Annotated in this window: 17 protein-coding genes; 9 read left to right on the plus strand and 8 right to left on the minus strand. The window is 47.0% G+C overall.

Annotation, left to right across the window (positions count from 1 at the left end; all coding sequences use genetic code 11):
- Window positions 1–24 precede the first annotated feature (24 nt).
- The 9 genes from ABD031_RS12400 to ABD031_RS12440 all read left to right on the plus strand — a co-directional run bounded on the left by ABD031_RS12400 (window position 25) and on the right by ABD031_RS12440 (window position 8,744).
- Entirely contained in the window at window positions 25–1,173 is a 1,149-nt protein-coding gene (locus ABD031_RS12400; RefSeq protein WP_343851893.1) for an outer membrane beta-barrel protein, read from the plus strand.
- 6 nt (window positions 1,174–1,179) lie between these two features.
- On the plus strand, window positions 1,180–2,976 hold the full coding sequence (locus ABD031_RS12405) for a Kelch repeat-containing protein (RefSeq protein WP_343851895.1): 1,797 nt from the start codon (window positions 1,180–1,182) through the stop codon (window positions 2,974–2,976).
- Between the two features lie 72 nt (window positions 2,977–3,048).
- Complete coding sequence (locus ABD031_RS12410; RefSeq protein WP_343851897.1) at window positions 3,049–4,077, plus strand: LLM class flavin-dependent oxidoreductase; 1,029 nt, start codon at window positions 3,049–3,051, stop codon at window positions 4,075–4,077.
- A 249-nt stretch (window positions 4,078–4,326) separates the two neighbouring features.
- Window positions 4,327–4,755, plus strand: coding sequence for a nuclear transport factor 2 family protein (locus ABD031_RS12415; protein WP_343851899.1), 429 nt, complete (start codon window positions 4,327–4,329; stop codon window positions 4,753–4,755).
- Between the two features lie 30 nt (window positions 4,756–4,785).
- Window positions 4,786–5,478, plus strand: a complete 693-nt coding sequence (locus tag ABD031_RS12420; RefSeq protein WP_425542753.1) for a response regulator transcription factor — start codon at window positions 4,786–4,788, stop codon at window positions 5,476–5,478.
- On the plus strand, window positions 5,478–6,854 hold the full coding sequence (locus tag ABD031_RS12425) for an ATP-binding protein (RefSeq protein WP_343851903.1): 1,377 nt from the start codon (window positions 5,478–5,480) through the stop codon (window positions 6,852–6,854). Before ABD031_RS12420 ends, ABD031_RS12425 begins: the two co-directional genes overlap by 1 nt.
- Window positions 6,855–6,966: 112 nt before the next feature.
- On the plus strand, window positions 6,967–7,482 hold the full coding sequence (locus ABD031_RS12430; protein WP_343851905.1) for a hypothetical protein: 516 nt from the start codon (window positions 6,967–6,969) through the stop codon (window positions 7,480–7,482).
- Window positions 7,483–7,499: 17 nt separating this feature from the next.
- On the plus strand, window positions 7,500–7,961 hold the full coding sequence (locus tag ABD031_RS12435; RefSeq protein WP_343851907.1) for a hypothetical protein: 462 nt from the start codon (window positions 7,500–7,502) through the stop codon (window positions 7,959–7,961).
- A 6-nt stretch (window positions 7,962–7,967) separates the two neighbouring features.
- On the plus strand, window positions 7,968–8,744 hold the full coding sequence (locus tag ABD031_RS12440) for a YoaK family protein (protein WP_343851909.1): 777 nt from the start codon (window positions 7,968–7,970) through the stop codon (window positions 8,742–8,744).
- A gap of 92 nt (window positions 8,745–8,836) precedes the next feature.
- On the opposite strand, the gene ABD031_RS12445 is transcribed toward ABD031_RS12440, so the two are convergent.
- The 8 genes from ABD031_RS12445 to ABD031_RS12480 form a co-directional block, all read right to left on the minus strand.
- On the minus strand, window positions 8,837–9,901 hold the full coding sequence (locus tag ABD031_RS12445) for a serine hydrolase domain-containing protein (RefSeq protein ID WP_343851911.1): 1,065 nt from the start codon (window positions 9,899–9,901) through the stop codon (window positions 8,837–8,839).
- Window positions 9,902–10,141: 240 nt separating this feature from the next.
- A complete protein-coding gene (locus ABD031_RS12450) occupies window positions 10,142–11,083 on the minus strand; it encodes a tetratricopeptide repeat protein (RefSeq protein ID WP_343851912.1) in 942 nt (313 codons plus the stop codon).
- A 30-nt stretch (window positions 11,084–11,113) separates the two neighbouring features.
- Window positions 11,114–12,016 (minus strand): NAD-dependent epimerase/dehydratase family protein, encoded by a 903-nt coding sequence (locus ABD031_RS12455; protein WP_343851914.1) that lies wholly within the window; start codon window positions 12,014–12,016, stop codon window positions 11,114–11,116.
- A 100-nt stretch (window positions 12,017–12,116) separates the two neighbouring features.
- A complete protein-coding gene (locus tag ABD031_RS12460; RefSeq protein WP_343851916.1) occupies window positions 12,117–13,061 on the minus strand; it encodes an NAD-dependent epimerase/dehydratase family protein in 945 nt (314 codons plus the stop codon).
- A gap of 68 nt (window positions 13,062–13,129) precedes the next feature.
- Window positions 13,130–13,729, minus strand: a complete 600-nt coding sequence (locus ABD031_RS12465) for a PIG-L deacetylase family protein (protein ID WP_343851918.1) — start codon at window positions 13,727–13,729, stop codon at window positions 13,130–13,132.
- Window positions 13,730–13,743: 14 nt separating this feature from the next.
- Window positions 13,744–14,841 (minus strand): DUF1972 domain-containing protein, encoded by a 1,098-nt coding sequence (locus ABD031_RS12470; RefSeq protein ID WP_343851920.1) that lies wholly within the window; start codon window positions 14,839–14,841, stop codon window positions 13,744–13,746.
- A 125-nt stretch (window positions 14,842–14,966) separates the two neighbouring features.
- Window positions 14,967–16,103, minus strand: a complete 1,137-nt coding sequence (locus ABD031_RS12475) for a glycosyltransferase family 4 protein (RefSeq protein WP_343851922.1) — start codon at window positions 16,101–16,103, stop codon at window positions 14,967–14,969.
- A 364-nt stretch (window positions 16,104–16,467) separates the two neighbouring features.
- Window positions 16,468–17,829: a DUF6600 domain-containing protein gene (locus ABD031_RS12480; RefSeq protein ID WP_343851924.1), complete on the minus strand. Its 1,362-nt coding sequence runs from the start codon at window positions 17,827–17,829 to the stop codon at window positions 16,468–16,470.
- Window positions 17,830–17,885: the final 56 nt, after the last annotated feature.

Raw genomic sequence — 17,885 nt, forward strand, 5'->3', positions numbered from 1 at the left:
CCAGTTCACCCTAATTTCCCTATTTTGAAAATCTCTGCATTCCGATGGCAAGATCAGTTTGGTAAGTTCCTCCTGACTCTTGGCTTGGGCTTATTTCTATACCTGCCGTCCTTTGGGCAAGTGCCTCTCAAAAAAGATTACATCGTGATCGCTGATACGGCGCTCAGCCAGGGCGTTGTCAGAGATATTCCGGCGATGGACAACACTGTGATTTATTTTGCCCGATCCAAGAAACAGGCGTTTCAAAGGCTCTCTGTCGAGGAGGTTTCCGAGTTTAGGATTTCAGAGCGGCATTTTTTTAGAAAGGAAATCCCCAAGGGGGGCGGACAAAGGGTGGTGTTTTTGGAAAAACTGCGGCACGCTGTGCCGGAAGCGACGCTGTGGAAGCTCAACGGTGAAACTCCCGTGTACTATGTGGAGACCGCCAGCGGCATGGAAGTGCTCGGTACCTCGTATCGCGAGACATTGGCGGCTAGCCTGGACAATCCCCTGCTTGTTCCCCTGATCGAGCTGACGAAGCCGAATGATCTTTCGCTGGAGTATCTCTCCCGAACGGCCAATACGATCGAAAAGCCACGGACTTTTTCCCGGATTTTTGTGCTTACCCCTTTTGTGGGGTACAGCAGGCAGACCGTCGGCTTGCTGGTGCCAGATTCGAGCGAGGAGATCAAGATCACCGGGTCCTCGCCTGCATTGGGAGTGAACGGTGAGGCATTTTTGACTTTTAGCAGGAACCTGTCTTTGAACGTGGGACTGACTTGGACGCAGTTTGACGCCCAGGATTTTTTCGTGTATGAGCAGGGAGTCAATCGTCTGGAGTCGGACGTATACCTGGATTTTACTCTGTTGCAGGTTCCAGTCGCTGCGCGGTATTACTTTGATTTGGAGCCCAACAAATGGAGACTTTATGGGGAAGTCGGTTATAGCTACGCGATTCCGAGCTACGATAAGCTTGGCGTATACCAGGGGAAGTTTGAGCTGGAGGAGGTGGTGACTTCCCGCAAGAGTTTCGAGATGTCGGATAGTTTTTCCGGAGTTTCCTATGGGGTAGGGGTGGAGCGGTACCTTTCCAAGCACCGGGGGCTGGTTTTTGGACTGCGCCAGTTTAAGGTTAGCGGTGATGAAAATGAGTTTGTGCAGGGCTTGACCTTTCAGTTGGGCTATAAATTTTAATCGGAGATGAAGCGAGTAAGTTGGATTTTGGTAGTTGGGCTAGTCTGTCTTTTTGCCTGCGAGCAGGAGGAGTTTATCAGTGATCGCAATTATCCCTTTTTGGAGAGCGTGAGCGTAAGTGATGTAAATGAGACGGGAGTGACGGTGAATTTTGAAATACTGAAGCATGGTGGGATGGGGATCAGTGAGCACGGAGTGGAGTTCATCCCGGCCAATGAGAATGACTATCCAGAGAGTCATAGAAAGTTTGACCGGGTCATGAAAAGCGGTGCTCCAGAGAGTTCTTTGATTTCGTTCAGGATTTCCTACGATTTGCTCGCTGGCAGAGAATACGTCGCCAGGCCGTATGTGAAGTCTGGAAATAGGATGGTGTATGGGGAGAATTTGGTTTTCAGCAGCCAAGGGGTCCGTCCTCCGGTCATCCATGAAATCAGTCGTACGGAATTCTACCTAAACTCTCCCCTGGTGATCAAGGGCGATTATTTTAATTCCAAACTGGAAAACAACTCGCTGGAGATTGTGAATGGAGGGGATAATTATGAAGTTTCCATTGACAGCGTCAACCGCACTGAGATCAAGCTGAGAATAAGACTGATCAGGCCAATCAGCACATCTGAAAGCCAGCCGCTGATGCTTAAATTGACTTCTGGGGGGAAAAGCGTCCTTTTTCCAACTGAGATTCACTCCATCGTGCCGACTGTCATCCAGATGGGGCCAAGCAGGGTCTATGTCGGCGACAAGGTTACATTGGAGTTTAATCATCCATTACATGAAACCGAGTACAGTATTTGGCTGAACTACACGCAAGAAAATGGACATCCGCTTCAGTTTCACAGCCAAGTCAGTCCGCAAGTTGCCGAGTTTATTGTACCGCATACGCCTACGGGGATCTATGTCCCTTCTTTTGTAAGTCAATGGTTCCCCCAGAAACTCGACGATAGGACTTTGGAGGTTCTGCCCAGTTGGGAGAAGTTTCAATCCGGAGTAAATATCCCCAAGAGAAATGAGCAGATTATCACGGCAGTTGGAGACAAGCTCCTGATGCTCGGCTACGACGAGAGTGAAAAAACCGCCTTTCGCCGGCTTGATCTTGGAGCGAGCAATCCCGTGAGTGTGCCTCCTCCTCCCTCTGGCGATGTGTACAGGTCGTCGCCGGTATTGTTGGCAGGGGGAGATAGGTATTTGTACTATGGCCTGGGATTCAAGTATCTGACCGACAGGACGGCACCTTACCATGATTTTCTTCGATTGGATGTGCATACGAATCAATGGGAGCGACTGGCTGATTTCCCTTTTGACTATACCTCTGTGATCAATTCCTTCTTTTTCAAGGGGAAACTGTATGTTATTCTTTGGAATTATTTGAATTTCAGGGTTTACGATCCGATTACCAACGAGTGGAGCATGAGCCAGGTGCAGGTGCCGGATGCATTGAGGTCTTCGGCAAGTTTCATCCCATATCAAGACCACATCTACTTTCTTTCTTCACAGAGTCCGCTCCAGGTGAGCCGATATAGCATAGGCGGCCAAATCGAGCTATTCGCTACCTCAAATGAATGGATTAACCACGGCGGTAGTCTGATCCTCTGGGACGGCAACCTGCTCTTTTTGAACAATGGGTTACCCATCCTGCGAATGGACATGACATCCAAGGCGTTTAGCCCAGTACAGCGGATCGGCGATTATAGGCTTACGGGCTTTTTCCCTTGGCCCACCTCACAAGGTTTGTTGATGGCTCTTCCTATAGACAGAAACAGTTACGTTCAGGAGGACGACATTTACCGACTGATCCAGAAGTTTTGAGCCTGGTGGGGTCTCGGAATTATTTTCATCCCTTTTCAGTTTTTCCTCTAACTTAAAAAGAAAGGAAAATCGATGGAAATCGGAATTGATAGTTTTGCGGCGTTCGTCACCGATCGAGACGGAAACCCAGTAGGCACCGCAGCAAATGCGATGCGGGAGCTTTTGGATCGGATCAAACTGGCGGATGAGAAGGGGCTGGACGTGTTCTCTATCGGAGAGCATCACCGCAAGGAGTTCTTGGACTCGGCGACTTCGGTCATCTTGGCCGCCGCGGCTGGAATGACCAAAAACATCCGACTCAGCAGTGCAGTCACCGTGCTGAGCGCTGCGGATCCAGTTCGGGTGTTTCAGCAGTTTGCGACTCTAGACTTGGTTTCAAATGGCCGAGCTGAGATGGTTGTGGGTCGAGGATCTTTTACTGAAGCCTTTCCGCTTTTTGGTCTACGATTGGAAGACTATGACAAGCTTTTCATAGAAAAGCTCGGGCTTCTGATCCAAATCAATGAGCAGGAGAAAGTCACTTGGTCCGGTAAGTTCAGGCCTGCCTTGGAAAATCAGCAGATCTTCCCACGTCCGGTTCAGAAACAACTCCCGATTTGGTTGGGAGTAGGGGGCACGCCGGGTTCCTTTGCAAGAGCCGGTTCGCTGGGCCTTCCGCTGATGGTCGCCGTTATAGGCGGAGAGACGCATCGATTCCGACCCTTGGTGGATCTCTATCGGGAAGCTGGCGCAAAAGCCGGGTTTTCGCCCGATCAGCTAAAAGTTGGTCTGCATTCCTTTGGGTTTGTAGCTAAAACCCGAGAGGAAGCGGTAGAAACTTACTTTCCAGGCTACCAGCTGGCGATGACGCGGATCGGTCGGGAGCGGGGTTGGGGTCCGATTACTCGGGAAAGTTTCGATGCGCAAAACTCTACGCATGGAGCCTACCTGATCAGTGAACCCGAAGAAGTCGCTGAGAAAATACTTCGCCACAGCGAAGCCTTGGGGGGGATAGATCGCTTTACCTTCCAGATGGACAGTGCAGGCTTAAGCCATAAACAACTTTCGGAAAGCATCACGCTGATCGGGGAGGAAGTGATTCCGAGGGTGAGAAAAGGATAAAAACTGACCAGAATCAATTTTTGCGTCGAGGAGGCCCCAGCGATCAAGCTTGGGCCTTTTGTATGGGTAAATAGATTTCAGTCGACCGAAGTCTTAGAGAAAACAGCCTGAGACTAAAGCGATGTCCTTGATTTTTGCAGCTGGAAAGCGAATCAACCGAGTGCGTTAGACGTTCCTCTCGTCATTTTCTGCTAGAGTCTAGATTTCATTTTTCCTATCTTCGATTCCACAACTATAAATCCAATTTCGATGAGCTTAATTAAATCTATCCTAACATTAGGTTTGCTTCTGAGTTATACTTTTTCTTTTGCGCAAGTTGAAAAAGAGGTGGAAGCCAAAGTAAATGACCTTCGGCTGGCGCTGATCGACCCGACTGTCGCCAATCTTGAGGCGATCAGTTCGGTGGATCTGAGTTATGGACATTCGAGTGGGAAGGTCGAAAATCAAGCCCAGTTCATCGAAGCTTTGGTGAGCGGAGTTTCGGATTTTGTATCCGTCTCGTTTGAAGACCAAACGATCCAAGTGAAAAAAAATGTTGCCCTCGTCAGACACAATCTGGTGGCAGACGTATTGGATGGAGGCAAGGCCAATTCGATCAAGATCGGAGTTTTGCTGGTTTGGCAAAAAGAAAAGGGAAGCTGGAAGCTGCTCGCCCGCCAAGCCTACAAGTTGCCTTGACTTTAATTTTTGAACTCAAAGTAAATGCTGTTGAAAAAGATTCTCCTGGTAGAAGACGATTTCCGAGTCTGTAGCTTTATCAACAAAGGACTGACAGAAAATGGCTTTGAAGTGACGGTGGCTATGGATGGGCACATCGGCTTGCAGCTTGCGCTCAGTACGTCCTTTGACCTGCTGATCTTGGATATTATGTTGCCTGGACTAAACGGGCTCGAAGTCTGCCGGCAGGTGCGCGTGGAAGACAGCGAGGTGCCGATCCTCTTTCTTACTGCTATGGGAAGCACCGAAAACGTGGTCATCGGGCTCGATTCGGGGGCCGACGATTACTTGGTGAAGCCTTTCAAGTTTATAGAATTGCTAGCCCGCATCAAGACACTTATGAGGAGAAGGGGGAAAAATGAGGAAAATCTCAAAGTAGATCACGAGATCTATCGCTTTGCAGACCTTGTTCTCGACGATACGGAGAAAACCTTGCTGCGAGATGGGAACGAAATTTCGCTTACCTCGACGGAATTTCGCCTGCTGCTGATGTTTATGAAATCACCTCGCAGAGTGCTCTCAAGGATTGAGATACTCGATCAAGTCTGGGGCGTAAATTTCGATATGGGAACTAACGTGGTGGATGTATACGTCAATTATATCCGCAAAAAACTGGATAAATATGGTGATCAAAAACTCATCCATACGGTGATCGGGATGGGCTATGTCCTCAAAGACGACTAATGAAGCTGCAGAATAAAATAGTCTACATCCTACTAACCGCTTTTTTGGGGTATACGCTGTTATTTAGCGGTTTTATCTACTATTCCATCTCTCGATTTTCCTTTGCTGATTTCTACAAAAGACTGGAAATAAGAGCCATAGCTACTGCAAAGATAGAGCTAGAGCAGCAGAAAGACGGAAATGCTGTGCAGCAGCTAAGGCAGGACTATCTGGAGACCTTGCCCAATGAAAACCATGTGATTTTAGAAAATATTGATCGGGGAGATGTGCTTCAAGACGAGCGCTTGGCCGATTATTCGGCTTCTTTTCTCCAAGAGATTCTAGTAGACAGCCTCGCTACCTACAACAAACAAAACACCTTCTATTACGGCACACTCTACATGACTCCAGATCGAAGGGAGCACTTGGTCATCATTTCCGCCGAAAACTACTTTTCAACGCATCACCTAGCGTACCTCCGAAACCTGATTTTTACCTCGCTCGCGATTGCGGCTTTGCTGATCGTTTTGTTTTCGATCATGTTTTCGAGAAAGATCATCGAACCCATCCAAAACATCATCAAAAAGACCAAGAAAATCGGCTCTGAGAATCTTCACATGAGATTGGAGGTTCCCAGCAGCAATGATTCGATACGTGAGCTGACCCAGACGTTCAATGACATGCTGAATAGGCTGGAGACTTCTTTCGAAACGCAAAAAAACTTCATCAGCAATGCCTCGCACGAGTTGAACACCCCGCTGACTTCGATCATCGGCGAGGCTGATGTCACTCTATCCAAACTTCGTGAACCTCTGGAGTATATCGAATCAATCAAGGCGATGTTGGAAGAAGCCGAGAAACTACAGAAAAAGACTCAAGCTTTGCTGTTGCTTGCGCAGACGGGATTCGACGGCAAGCGTCAGAAGTTTGGCAAAGTGCGGATGGATCAGCTTGTGTTGGATGTCAAAGAGACGGTGGAGAAGATTCAAACCAACTCTAAGATTGTGCTGGATTTCAGTTTGCTTCCAGAAAATCCGCTTTTGCTCAAAGTGTTGGGAAATGAAAAGCTCCTCCATCTGGCTGTCTCAAATATTGTCCTGAATGCCTGCAAATACTCGGACGGAAAAGCCGTCAATATCGCCCTTGGAGTGGTTGACAATCTGATCTTGGTTATCATCAAAGACGGTGGAATCGGGATTCCTCCCGATGAGAAGGAGTACATTTTTGATCCGTACTTCAGAGCTAGTAATACCAAAAACTACGAGGGCTATGGTATTGGATTGCCCTTGGCCAGAAACATCGTTCGGATCCACGACGGAGAGCTTAGGATTTCCTCTGTACTCAGCGAAGGGACGACCGTCCAAATACAGCTGCCAAGAGGAAACTTTGTACTCTAATGTGATTTTAATCTCCCGAGTCTGATTCTAATCACATCCTAATCTGATCCTTAAGCCATTCTAATTAGTCGGATCTAATTTTACCCTTGTTAAATCAAAAAAAACAAGGAACATGGCTCGCACTATACTAATTCCGACCGACTTCACAGTGACTTCTCTCAATATTGCCAAGATCGCAATGCAGAAAAGTTGTGAACATCATGAAAAAATCAATTTGATCTTACTGCACGGATTGATGGCATCCACATCGATCACCGAGCTGTTGTTTTACTCCAAGCGAAAAGTGCTCGACAAATTAGAAACTCCGGAATTTCACGCGAGTTGCAAGCTCCTACTGGCCAAATTCGAGGATAAAATTGAACGGATGACGGTGGATATTTTCAGTGGGATCAATCAATCCGCTTTCGAAAATTATACCTCAGCCAACCGGGTGGACGAAGCGTTCATCCCTGTCAACAACAAACTGAAACTCAAAAACAGCGACAGCTTTGACATGATTCCGTTTTTCCGGAAAAGCAAGTTGAAAATCACCGAAGTCAAGTGGGAAGACTTTTCTTTGGACGTGCAGAAGGAATATCAGGATCAACTTTCCGCAATGTTTTTCACTCACGGGCGGATCGCTCATTGACTTTTGGTCGCATCGCCATGAAGACTAACCTAACCTATCCGACTGTTTTTGCGGTGGTGGCAGGGCTTTACCTTACCCTACTTTCCCTCCAGCCTAGCCCGGAATTCAGTATTCTGGGAGAGTGGAGGGAAGTGTCCTGGGAATACGAAAAGGGGGACAGTCTGCTCGATGGGAGTTTTGACTACCGGGTCACCGATCATATCAAGGCCCAATTGCTCTCAAATCTGATCATTCATGAAGCTGAAATCTGGAATTTTGCAAACACGGAAACTCTGGAGATGAGTGGAAGAAGTGCAACCCAATCTCTGGTATGGAAGCTCAAAGGAAGGGGGAATATTCTCCAAATCCAGCGTGGTGACCATGCCACAGAGTACTACCAGATTCAGGAGCTTAGCGAAGATCGGATGGTTTTGCATTTCAATTTTGATATGCAAGTAAGGGGAATCGTGAAGATGACCTTCGAAAGAATCAACACCTAATTACCAATGATCCGAAAATACAGAAATCGAACGAATAGGGAAAATGTGCAGCTGGGTGCTCTGACTGCTTTTTCAGCCGGAATGGTGAATGTCATTTCGGTGATTATCTTCTTCGCCTTCACTTCCAATGTAACTGGGCACTTTGCCATTCTGGCTGGAGAAATCTCGAAAGGCAACTGGTATCAGGCGTTGGTCGTGTTCGGATGGATCGGCTTGTTTTTTCTGGGAAATTTCACTTCCAATATCATTGTGATCAACTTTCACAAAGAGCGGGCCTACCTAGCGCATGCCCTGCCTATCGTGTTGGAGATTTGCTGTCTACTGGCAGTCGGGACGTACATTCAGTATTTCTATCGTGAGACGTTGCTGGAAACCGAGCTGATGGTGAGTTTAATGCTTTTTGCGATGGGAATCCAAAATGGCCTGACTGCTACCATTTCCAATGCCGCTGTGAAGACCACTCACTTGACAGGGCTTACGACAGACCTGGGAATCTTGACGTCTATGTTTACCAAAAAAGAGTTTCGGGAAAAGCCGGAACTTCGGGACAAGATGAAATTACTTTTGACAATCATGACTTCCTATCTGGCCGGAGGTATCTGCGCCGGATACATCTACCTCACGATCGCTTACAATGTGTTTTACATCGTGTGTGTCTTTTTGCTGATAGTGATTGGATATGATTTCTACCGAACGAAGGTTACAAATTTTTTATTGGAGAAAAGGCAGCCTTACTACAGAAAGGTCATCAAAGACCGAAGACCGCAGCTGTCCAATTCCTAAGAAACAACGATTGGTTTGGCGCAAGTCAAGCATGTGTTGTCGCTTCAAAGCGTTGAGGTTTTGGTATTTTCAAAAATGAAATCGGATATCGACTAGTTGATCACCGCATTGATTTTCTTCCAAAGCGCTTCATCAAACCCGGAAACCGCAAAATTCGGATTTGAGGGGTTGGAGGCAGCTCCCATTCGGATGATCACCAGCTTTTTGCTGGGAATGACGTAGAGGCGTTGATCTGCGGCACCCATGGCAGCAAACATTTCTGCGGGGGCACTTGGTATCAAGGGGCCCGGATAGACGGTTTGTGATTCGGGAAGCATGAATTGGCTTTTGCCGTTTAGCCACCACAGGTAGCCATAGGCGGGATTGATGTTTTGGGAAGTGGTGATACTTTGTTTGAAAAATTCTGCGTCCACCACTTGCTCGTCGTTCCACTTGCCTTCATTGAGCGCGAGCAGTCCAAATCTCGCCATGCTGCGGGTGCTGCTATGGTATATTTTAAAGATGAGTCCAAAGTTCCAAAACCCATCCATCCCAATCTTGTATTTCAATCGGGAATTGAAATACGGTTCAAATTCCTGTCCGCTGGCCGCAGAAACCACGTCCATGAGTTTTTGAAAGACATTGTGGTAAGACCAGCGCGTGCCTGCATCGGCAGGGTAGGTCAGGTAGGGTTTGATGATGAACTCGTTTTCATCGTTGATGCCGGAGCTCATGGTGAGCAGGTGCCTGGACGTGATCAAATTCTCTTTCTCAATCGGCTCACTGGTCCAGCCGATACCAAAGTACTCAGATACCTGAGCGTTGATGTCCAGTAGGCCTTCCTGCTGTGCGATTCCAGTGGTCGCAGCGACCAGGGTCTTTCCTGCACTGTTCCATTGCCAAGTGTCTGTAGCGGAGTGTCCGTCAAAGTATTCTTCTAGGACGATTCGGCCGTTGACTAGAATTAGGAAGGATTTGGAGTTCTTTTCCTCCAAAAAATCCAGCAAGGCCGGTACCTCTGTTTCATTCCATCCGAGATCGGAAAGAGAGGTGGTTTCCCATTCCGAACCAGTTGCCAAGGGGAAATACATCGGTTGGTCGGGATCAGCGGGCTCCTCCGAGTTGCAGGCGATCGAGGAGAGAAGTAGGAGCGCTAAAAAAAACCGAGTAGCTTTCATGGGGTGGATTTAGCAATAAGACTTGTGCATTTTGAAAAGGTTTAAGTGATATTCGCTCTGGATATTTTCATTTGACTGCAGGAACGTAAATCGGAGAGGAATTTGAAATGCCACAGATGCATCAGTGGCATAATTTTCCAAGTCCAATCAGGGATGGGGCCTTCGGTCTTCTGTCTCCAGTCTTCCAGCCAATTAAGCCGAGAGAATTCGCTGACTGGCAGAAAAACGTCAATGCATACTTTACTTTTTCCCAAAAAACCGGATCAAATCACTTTCTGCAGCAAGGTAACCAAAGGAGGTAAAGGCCTTTTCCTCCACCAATGCCTCCATCATTTGCTTAGCCCGGAGGGTATCACCATGGTACAAATGCCAATTGGCAACCCCATATCGAACAGCGTCGTTGGATGGGCTTCCGGGGCCACTTTGAATCAAAGAATCCACAGGAAGCCAACCTTTATACAGGCGACAGAGATCTGCATAGCTTTGGTTTTCGATCACGGTGGAGTCGGCATTAATCGGCGCAAACAAAGAATCTGCTTTGGCTGGATTGCCCAAGCGCTGCTGAATCATGTACAGCCAGTGGGTACTGGATACGACGTTGTCATAGTGATTGCCACTCTCGCGGCAGCGCAGGTAGGCAGCATAGGCTTTTTCGTTCTGATGGGTTAGATAGTAAGCCAAGCCCAAATGGTACCAAATGTTGCCGTGGAGGCTACTTACAGGGATGTTTTGCGCATTAGGCATACCGTCCGGCTCGATTTTATCGTCAGTCCCTTCGATTAAGTGAGCGGCTTTTTCAAAATCAGCAATTGCTTCCTGGTACTTCCGAATACTGATGTAGCGGTGTCCCCTGTGGCGGTAGAGTCGGGCTTCATCTGGAAATCTTCTGATGCCTTCCGAGTAGATGTCGATAGCTTGGCGGTATTGTCCGAGGTAAGCGGTGCGCCGCCCATACCAAATCAAGGCCTCTACATCTTCCGGATTGGCTTCAAAAGTGGCTTTGGCCTCGTTGTATTGGGCTAGCGTTTTTTCGGCAGGGGCGGGGATTTTAAAAGTCTTGCCGAGCGGTGTGGTGAAAGTGGAGTCTTTTCTCGCGAGGTTTTGCCCCGAATTCTGGGACTCCTGCTTTGATGAGCAGGCCAAGAATAGGAAGTTGAGAAGGATGAGGAGGAAGAATCTCATAGGTTTATTTCTTTTTGTCTTTAGGTAGGACTATTGAGCTTTCACATACTTTCTCCAGCTATGCTCCTCCTTGAAACCCAAGACGTCCCGGATTTTTTTGTTCGAAAACAAAGCTTCGTGTTCCTCTAATTCTCGGGTGAAAGGCACTCCAGGGAAAAAGCGTTCCGCCAGTTTTTTGCTTGGGATGATCGCACCGTTGTGATCATTTCCGGCATTGAAGATCTGAAACCCCAGGTCGTCTTTTTGCAAACATAAATCAACAATCTGTCCCAGGTCACGCGCATCGATGTAGCAGAAGGCATTCCTGCGGCGCACTTCTGGATTTTTGAAGTAATGGGGAAAGAGTGTTGCGTATTCGTGAGGCTCGATTACGTTCCCGATCCGAAGGGCATAGATATCCACCCCAGTTCGGCGCTGGAAACTGCGTGCCGTCTGCTCATTCACCACCTTTGACAAGCCATAGCTATCCATCGGGTCGACGTCGTAGTCTTCATCTAGGGGCAGGGATTTGGGGTCAGTTTGCCCGTCAGAAAAACAGATGCCGTAGGTCGTCTCCGAAGAGGCAATGATGATCTTCTTAATCCCCAGTTTGACGGCAGCTTCGATGACATTGTATGTGCCGATGGTGTTGACCCGAAACGTTTCATTGTCCGGCTTGATCAAGATCCTGGGCACAGCGGCAAAGTGGACCACGGCGTCGAATTTCGGTACGCCTGTACCGGGTTCCATCTCGTCAAAACCGGCGTACATACTCATTGCATTGAACATCTGTCCGGAGTCAGTAATATCCGCAGTCAGGTTGTCCACGCCAGGATAGTCCAAAGGAGTCAAGTCCACGTTCAACACACGATGGCCTTGGTCGAGTAGGTAGGGGATTACATGTTTGCCTGCTTTTCCCGATCCGCCGGTGAAGAGTATTCGTTTTTGGGTCATGGTTTTTCTAGTTATTGATTTGGGTCATTTGCTTGGAAGATCGCGGTGGAAATTTACCACAGAGAACGGTGTTGGCGATGAAATGTAAAGCCCTTGCATACTAACTTATTATTTTTTGTATCGCTTCTCTTAGCTCTATTTTCGGTTCGTAGCCTAGAAGAGAATTTGCTTTCTTCGTGTTGGCAATTTTTTCACCCCCTTCCATGTACAGTTTTCCATATTTAAGGGAAGGATTGACGAATGAAATAGCAGCCGTAGAGCCGGTCAATTCGATGATTAAATAGGCCAATTCCAGGATGGTTGTCTTGTTTTTGATGTTGCCCAGGTTAATTGTTTCACCTACGAGCTCGCTGTTTTGCAGGGAGACGAGTCCTTCCAAAAAGTCGTCGATGTGGCAAAAGCTTCTGACCTGCTGTCCGTCATGAAATACTTCGAGAGAAGTGTTTTGCCTACAGGACTCGATGAATCTGGGGACTACAAAACCCAACTTTGAGGACTGATCCTTGCCAATCAGATTGAAGGGTCGGCAGATGTTGTATTTGAGGCCTTGGTGCAGTCCAAAGTTTCGCACTGAAATCTCTCCGGCATACTTTCCCATGGCGTATTCTATCCTGGCGCCTTGGTGGATCGTGAGCAGAATATTGCTTTCTTCCTCTTGAACCTCTGAAGCGTAGTAGACTTCTGACGAAGAGATATACATGAGTTTCGCATTGTTTTCAAGGGCGATTTCTGATGCTTTTACCGCTAAGTCAACGATTTCTTTGCTGATTCTTCCGCTGCTTTTCAGGATGCCGATCGCACCGACTGGGCTGGCCAAGTGATAGACTTCGTCAAATGTTTCAGTGGATTTGAAATCAAGGAAATTCATGACAAAAACCCGGCATTTCTGTCTAAGAGCCTCAATTCTATTCGTATCGCAGTCACTGCCGCTCAGATTGTCCACTAGGGTTAACTCGTGGCCTTGTTCGAGTAGATAGCAGGTCAAGTGCTTGCCAACAAAACCCAGTCCACCAGATATGAGTATTTTTTTCTTGCCGTTTTTCATAGGTTCCTGTTTGGAGAAAAGTCGATTTATTCGAGTAGTATGCTATAAGTAAAAAGCATGTTTATCCTTCAACTCATTCGCCTAACTTCAAATGCTTCCGCATAGTCCATGTTCGATTGCTTCCCCCTCAAGGCAGCCAAAGTGCTGAGGAATTCCGGTGAGCGGTGGCCTCTTACCTGTGATTCATACAATTGGTAGCTGCGAATTTTGTCCTGAATATCGACAGGCTTAAACAGCTGCGCATTAAACGACGCGACGGGCCACAGTATGCTTTGAGGCTGCTCATAGATCAGTACATTTTTGACAAAAAAATTCTGATCATGGGTGCGGGTGGCGGTAATCGCCGCGTCATGGCAGGCTCTGTGGTCTTGATTGTAGGAGTTGGCCGGGATCAAAATGTAGTCTGGCTTGAGCTGATTTATCTTTTCTTCGATCGGAGAGATCAGGGCATTCGCTTGGTAGGCATTTACCGTGAAGTCCAACACCTCATATTGAAACCCTAATTTTTTCGATACTTCTACTAACTCCTGTTTTCTTTCCGATGCGGTAATGTAGGATCGGTCTTCTACTCCGAGATACAAGACAAAGGTCTTTGGACCAAGGAAGGTGTAGCAGCCAAGCACCTCGTCATCGATATGGGGTGAAATTACCAGCGTTTTTATATTCATTGTATAAGCTCCATTTATACCCTATCAACGCGTTGAGGTTCGCCTCTTATTACCTGTTCGTAGTCACTCGTTACTTTTTCCCAGCGATAATGTGTTCTAGCCAAATCCAACATGTCCATGCCGACACCTTGTAGATTTAGCCCTTCGTGTTGCGCAACTAATTGTTTCAACTCCTCCCTGTTTTTGAAGTATTTTGCTTTCTGGAAAGTGCTGTATTCATTAAATCCATTTGCAAAAGCAAGAATCGGCAGCCCTAAACTCATGGCTTCCACCAAAGTCGGGTTGGTGCCTCCCACTGAATGTCCATGGACATAAATTTTGCAATTGGATCGCAATAAGTCCAATTCATAGGTATCATAGATCGGGTTGATCAAATGAATGGATTTCACCTTTTGATAGATGGCTTTCAATTTTCTTCCATAGCTAGTCGCTTCCCAATTTCCGATGATCACAAAAGGCATCGGGGGATTGTCCGAAAAAGCTTCCAGCATCATTTCGATGTTGTTGTCTTTTTGTATTCGCGTGACTATAAAAGCATAGGGAGACCCTAAAAATGGGTACCTCTTAAGTGCTTCTGCTGTGATAGGTTGACACATTACCTGGTCGCCACCAAAGGCAATGAAATGTGCGTTCCTACGATAAGTCAAATAGACATAATCCTTGATTCCTATATTGTCAGCGACGATTTGTCCGCCATTTTTCACCAGGAGTTGCTCGGATTTCAGTATTACTTTTTGGGCAAATTTTGACCATTTGTCTCTTTTCCAATCCAGTCCACCAATATTGACTACGGTGTCTTTTCTCTTTTTTCCTAAAAGAGAAAGCATAAAACCGCCTCCCACACCCAATAGGAGTATCTTGTCGCAGGTCAACGCTGCATGCAGAAGCGCTAGACTGTCGTAGAGAATCCCAAATCCTCCATGCGAGGTGATTGGGATATAAATAAGCTTTGCACCTAAATACGTCTCAAGCCTAGAGTCCATGTCATAGGAGGAGCAATAGATCTGTACGTCATTCTTTTGGGATAAAAATTCAGCTAGGTGCTCGGCTAGCGTTTCCATTCCGCCATAATTGTTTGGAATGCCACGTACGCCGACGATCGCTATCTTCACCTGTTTTACGTTTTGATCTATGTAATCTAGTTGAGCAACAGCGTATATCCAAACACTAACTCTATTTTTGGGTATAGATTTAAGACAATCTAAAAGAGCTTGGTGGAGAAGAAGTAGAGATTTCGTTAGTTGAAAATTTGGATAAGATTTTCTCGGAAAGTCTTTTCTGAAAAATACTGATTCACCCGCTCATAGGCAGATTCTCCCATTTGTTTTCTTTTCTCTTTGTCATCCAAAAGCGGCTGAATTTTTTCCGCAGCGACTTTGGCGTCGTTGATAGGTATGAAAACACCGGATTTTCCCTCCTCAATCATTTCTTTGACACCTCCTTGATGGGTTGCGACGATCGGTAAACTGCTTTGCATCCCTTCTAGCACCACCAAAGGAAAGGAGTCGTCTGTAACAGAGGGGAACATCATTATGTCCAGAGATTGAAGGACGTTTCCGATGTCGTTTCTAAAACCCAGCAGATGGACGTTTGTCAGACCATAGTCCTTGATTTGATTTGCTAGCTCATCAACCAGGTATTCATTGCCAGGGTAGGGGTCGCCGACTATCACAAACTCAACATTTTGGCGAGTCTTGGTGATTTCTTTCGCGATGTCAATGAAGTAAGGCTGCCCTTTGATGAAATTAATCCTTCCTATCAGCCCGATCAAAAGGGTGTCTTTCGCTAGTGCAAGTTCTTTTCTGAGAATTTGGGTGTCGGTAAATTCTGGTTTGGGTACGCCGTTGAAAAGTAGGCGACAGGTGCATTTTGGATTGAAATACTGTTGCCAGCAATCGATCACTGCCTGTGATACACAGATGAATGTGTCGTTGTTTTTTGCCAGAAAAAAGCCAAAGATTCGCTTGGGAATGCCCCTCCCCAACATCTCGTGTAGATGCCAAAAATGCCGCAACCTCAAGCTTCGGGCAACCACCATTCCAACCCAGATTAAGATAGTATTGGTGTAAATTGTATCAGCACGCCAATTTATGGCTTCGTTCTTTAGAACTCGATATGCTTTAATGAATCTGCGAGAGCGATTGAGGAGGCCGGAGAGATTGAAATATTTCCTTCGGACTACCGCCAAATTTACAGATCGGTAAGCAAAGCCATGAATCTTAAAAAGCTCAACTAACGGCCCGTCTCCCGGCAGAAAGATCAGGATGTCATGCCCCTCTTCCTTTAGCGCTTTGGCAACTTGAAAAAAAACTTTGTTGGCTCCATATAGATCCGAATCTAAGTTGAGCATGATAATGCGTCGCTTGGCGTTCATCCTATTCATTTTGGCTCGGTCGATCAACTTTTTCCAGTGATCCGGTTGAATTTTGGGCTTTGTTGATTCAACATCTTAAAAAAGGTGTGTCGGTAGTCAGATCGGTGTCTAAAGCTTTTTTTTTTGAAACCTAAAATAGAACAGCGTCCACAAAGTAACAGTCAGCAGTTTTGATCGACTATTTCTCGAGAGGAATTGGCTGTTTCTTTTTCCATTTCAATAAGGTAAGCAAAGAATTCTTTCATACGCCACTGTTATTCAATGGGATTTGGAGGGGGCAGAGGTGGTCATGCTGTCTCCAAGGATATCTGCGAAAAAAAAGCCCGATCAATCGCGATCGGGCTGTGCATTCATAATTTACGGATCAATTGTTTCGTCCGCTGCTAGAAGTTCTGCCGGAAGTGGAGCTTGAAGTTCTTCCTTTCGTTTCTGTGGTACTTTTCTTCTCCGGAGTTGAAGTTCTCGCTGGCGCGGAAGATCTAGTCGGTTCAGAAACTCGGGTTTTTGCCGGTTCGCTTCTCATTACTTCAGAGGATTGCACTCTGGCAGGAGCCTGTGCAGGGCTCGACTGTCGAATGGTTCCCCTGGAGGGTGCGCTTTGCTGAGTTCTTGACGGTTCTTTTCTCACCTCAGTTGATCTGGATGGGGTTGCTTCCCGACTTCCGAAACTTTGAGTAGCTGATGGAGTTGTCGTTGTACCTCTTTTTTGAGATTGAGAAGGCGCAGGTGTTACTGTCGGGTTTTTGCTTCCCTCTTTTCCCGAAGGGATCACTGATCTGCTCGGAGTTTGTCTTGTGGCAGGCTTCGTTGAAGATTGGCTTGATCTGGACGGAGTGTCGATAGTCCTTCCACTTGAGCTTTGGACAGGAGTGCTTACTCTTGACGGCGCAGTTGGGGTCAATTCCCGGCTGGATCTCTCGGTTTTGGTAGTCTGTGCATCCAAGACTCTTGAGGGTTTGAGCTCGGTAGTTCTTCCACGACTTTGCTGCACTTCAGGACGGTAAAGGTTGACCGAGTTTTTCGATATGGCAGCCCGGCCCGGGGCTTTACTGGCCTGAATGCTGTAAACCGGTACAAGGTTGCGCGTTACCCGTTCGACGTCCGATCGTTTTGGCCCCCCCACGTAATTGTGATTATTGTACACCACGGTATTGTTGATGATCGTGGTGTTGTTATACACTTTCACCTTGGTCTTGTATGGAGCGTAGTAGCGATAGGCGTGTTGATGATAGATTCGGTGATTTGGGATAAATACCCAGTGAAAGCTTGGGAGATTCACACTCACGTTAATAGACACGCCAGGGCCTAAAGGGGCCCAACCATAGTAGCCTCCGCCTGTTCTCCAGTTGACCCAAGCTGGGCCCCAGTCATAGCCGGGAATCCATGCCCAGCTTTGGAAATAGTCGTCGAAATACCAGCGACCATAGTGGAATGGTGCCCATCCCCAATCGTAGTTGGAAACCCACGTATTGCCGTATTCGGTCATGACCCAGTGTCCATCCGAGCCGTAGGGATGAAAATCCTGCCGAACTGCTGGCAACCAGATATATCCATACCGGGCATCTTTCACCCAGTCACCATAGGGCGAGAGCTCGTCGTAAAAGACCTGAAAACTCACTCCCATGTAATTTTTTGCATCCGCATGCTGCGGTGCGACGATGCCAGCGAGGAGAACTACTCCAAGGGCCAAGGTTCCTAACCATCGTGTGATAATCTGCGTGTTCATGGTGTTTTGTGGTTTAGTGTGAAAGATGAAGCTGTCTTGGTCAGAGGCTTTTGGAT

The organism is Algoriphagus jejuensis, from assembly GCF_039523455.1.
GTDB lineage: Bacteria > Bacteroidota > Bacteroidia > Cytophagales > Cyclobacteriaceae > Algoriphagus > Algoriphagus jejuensis.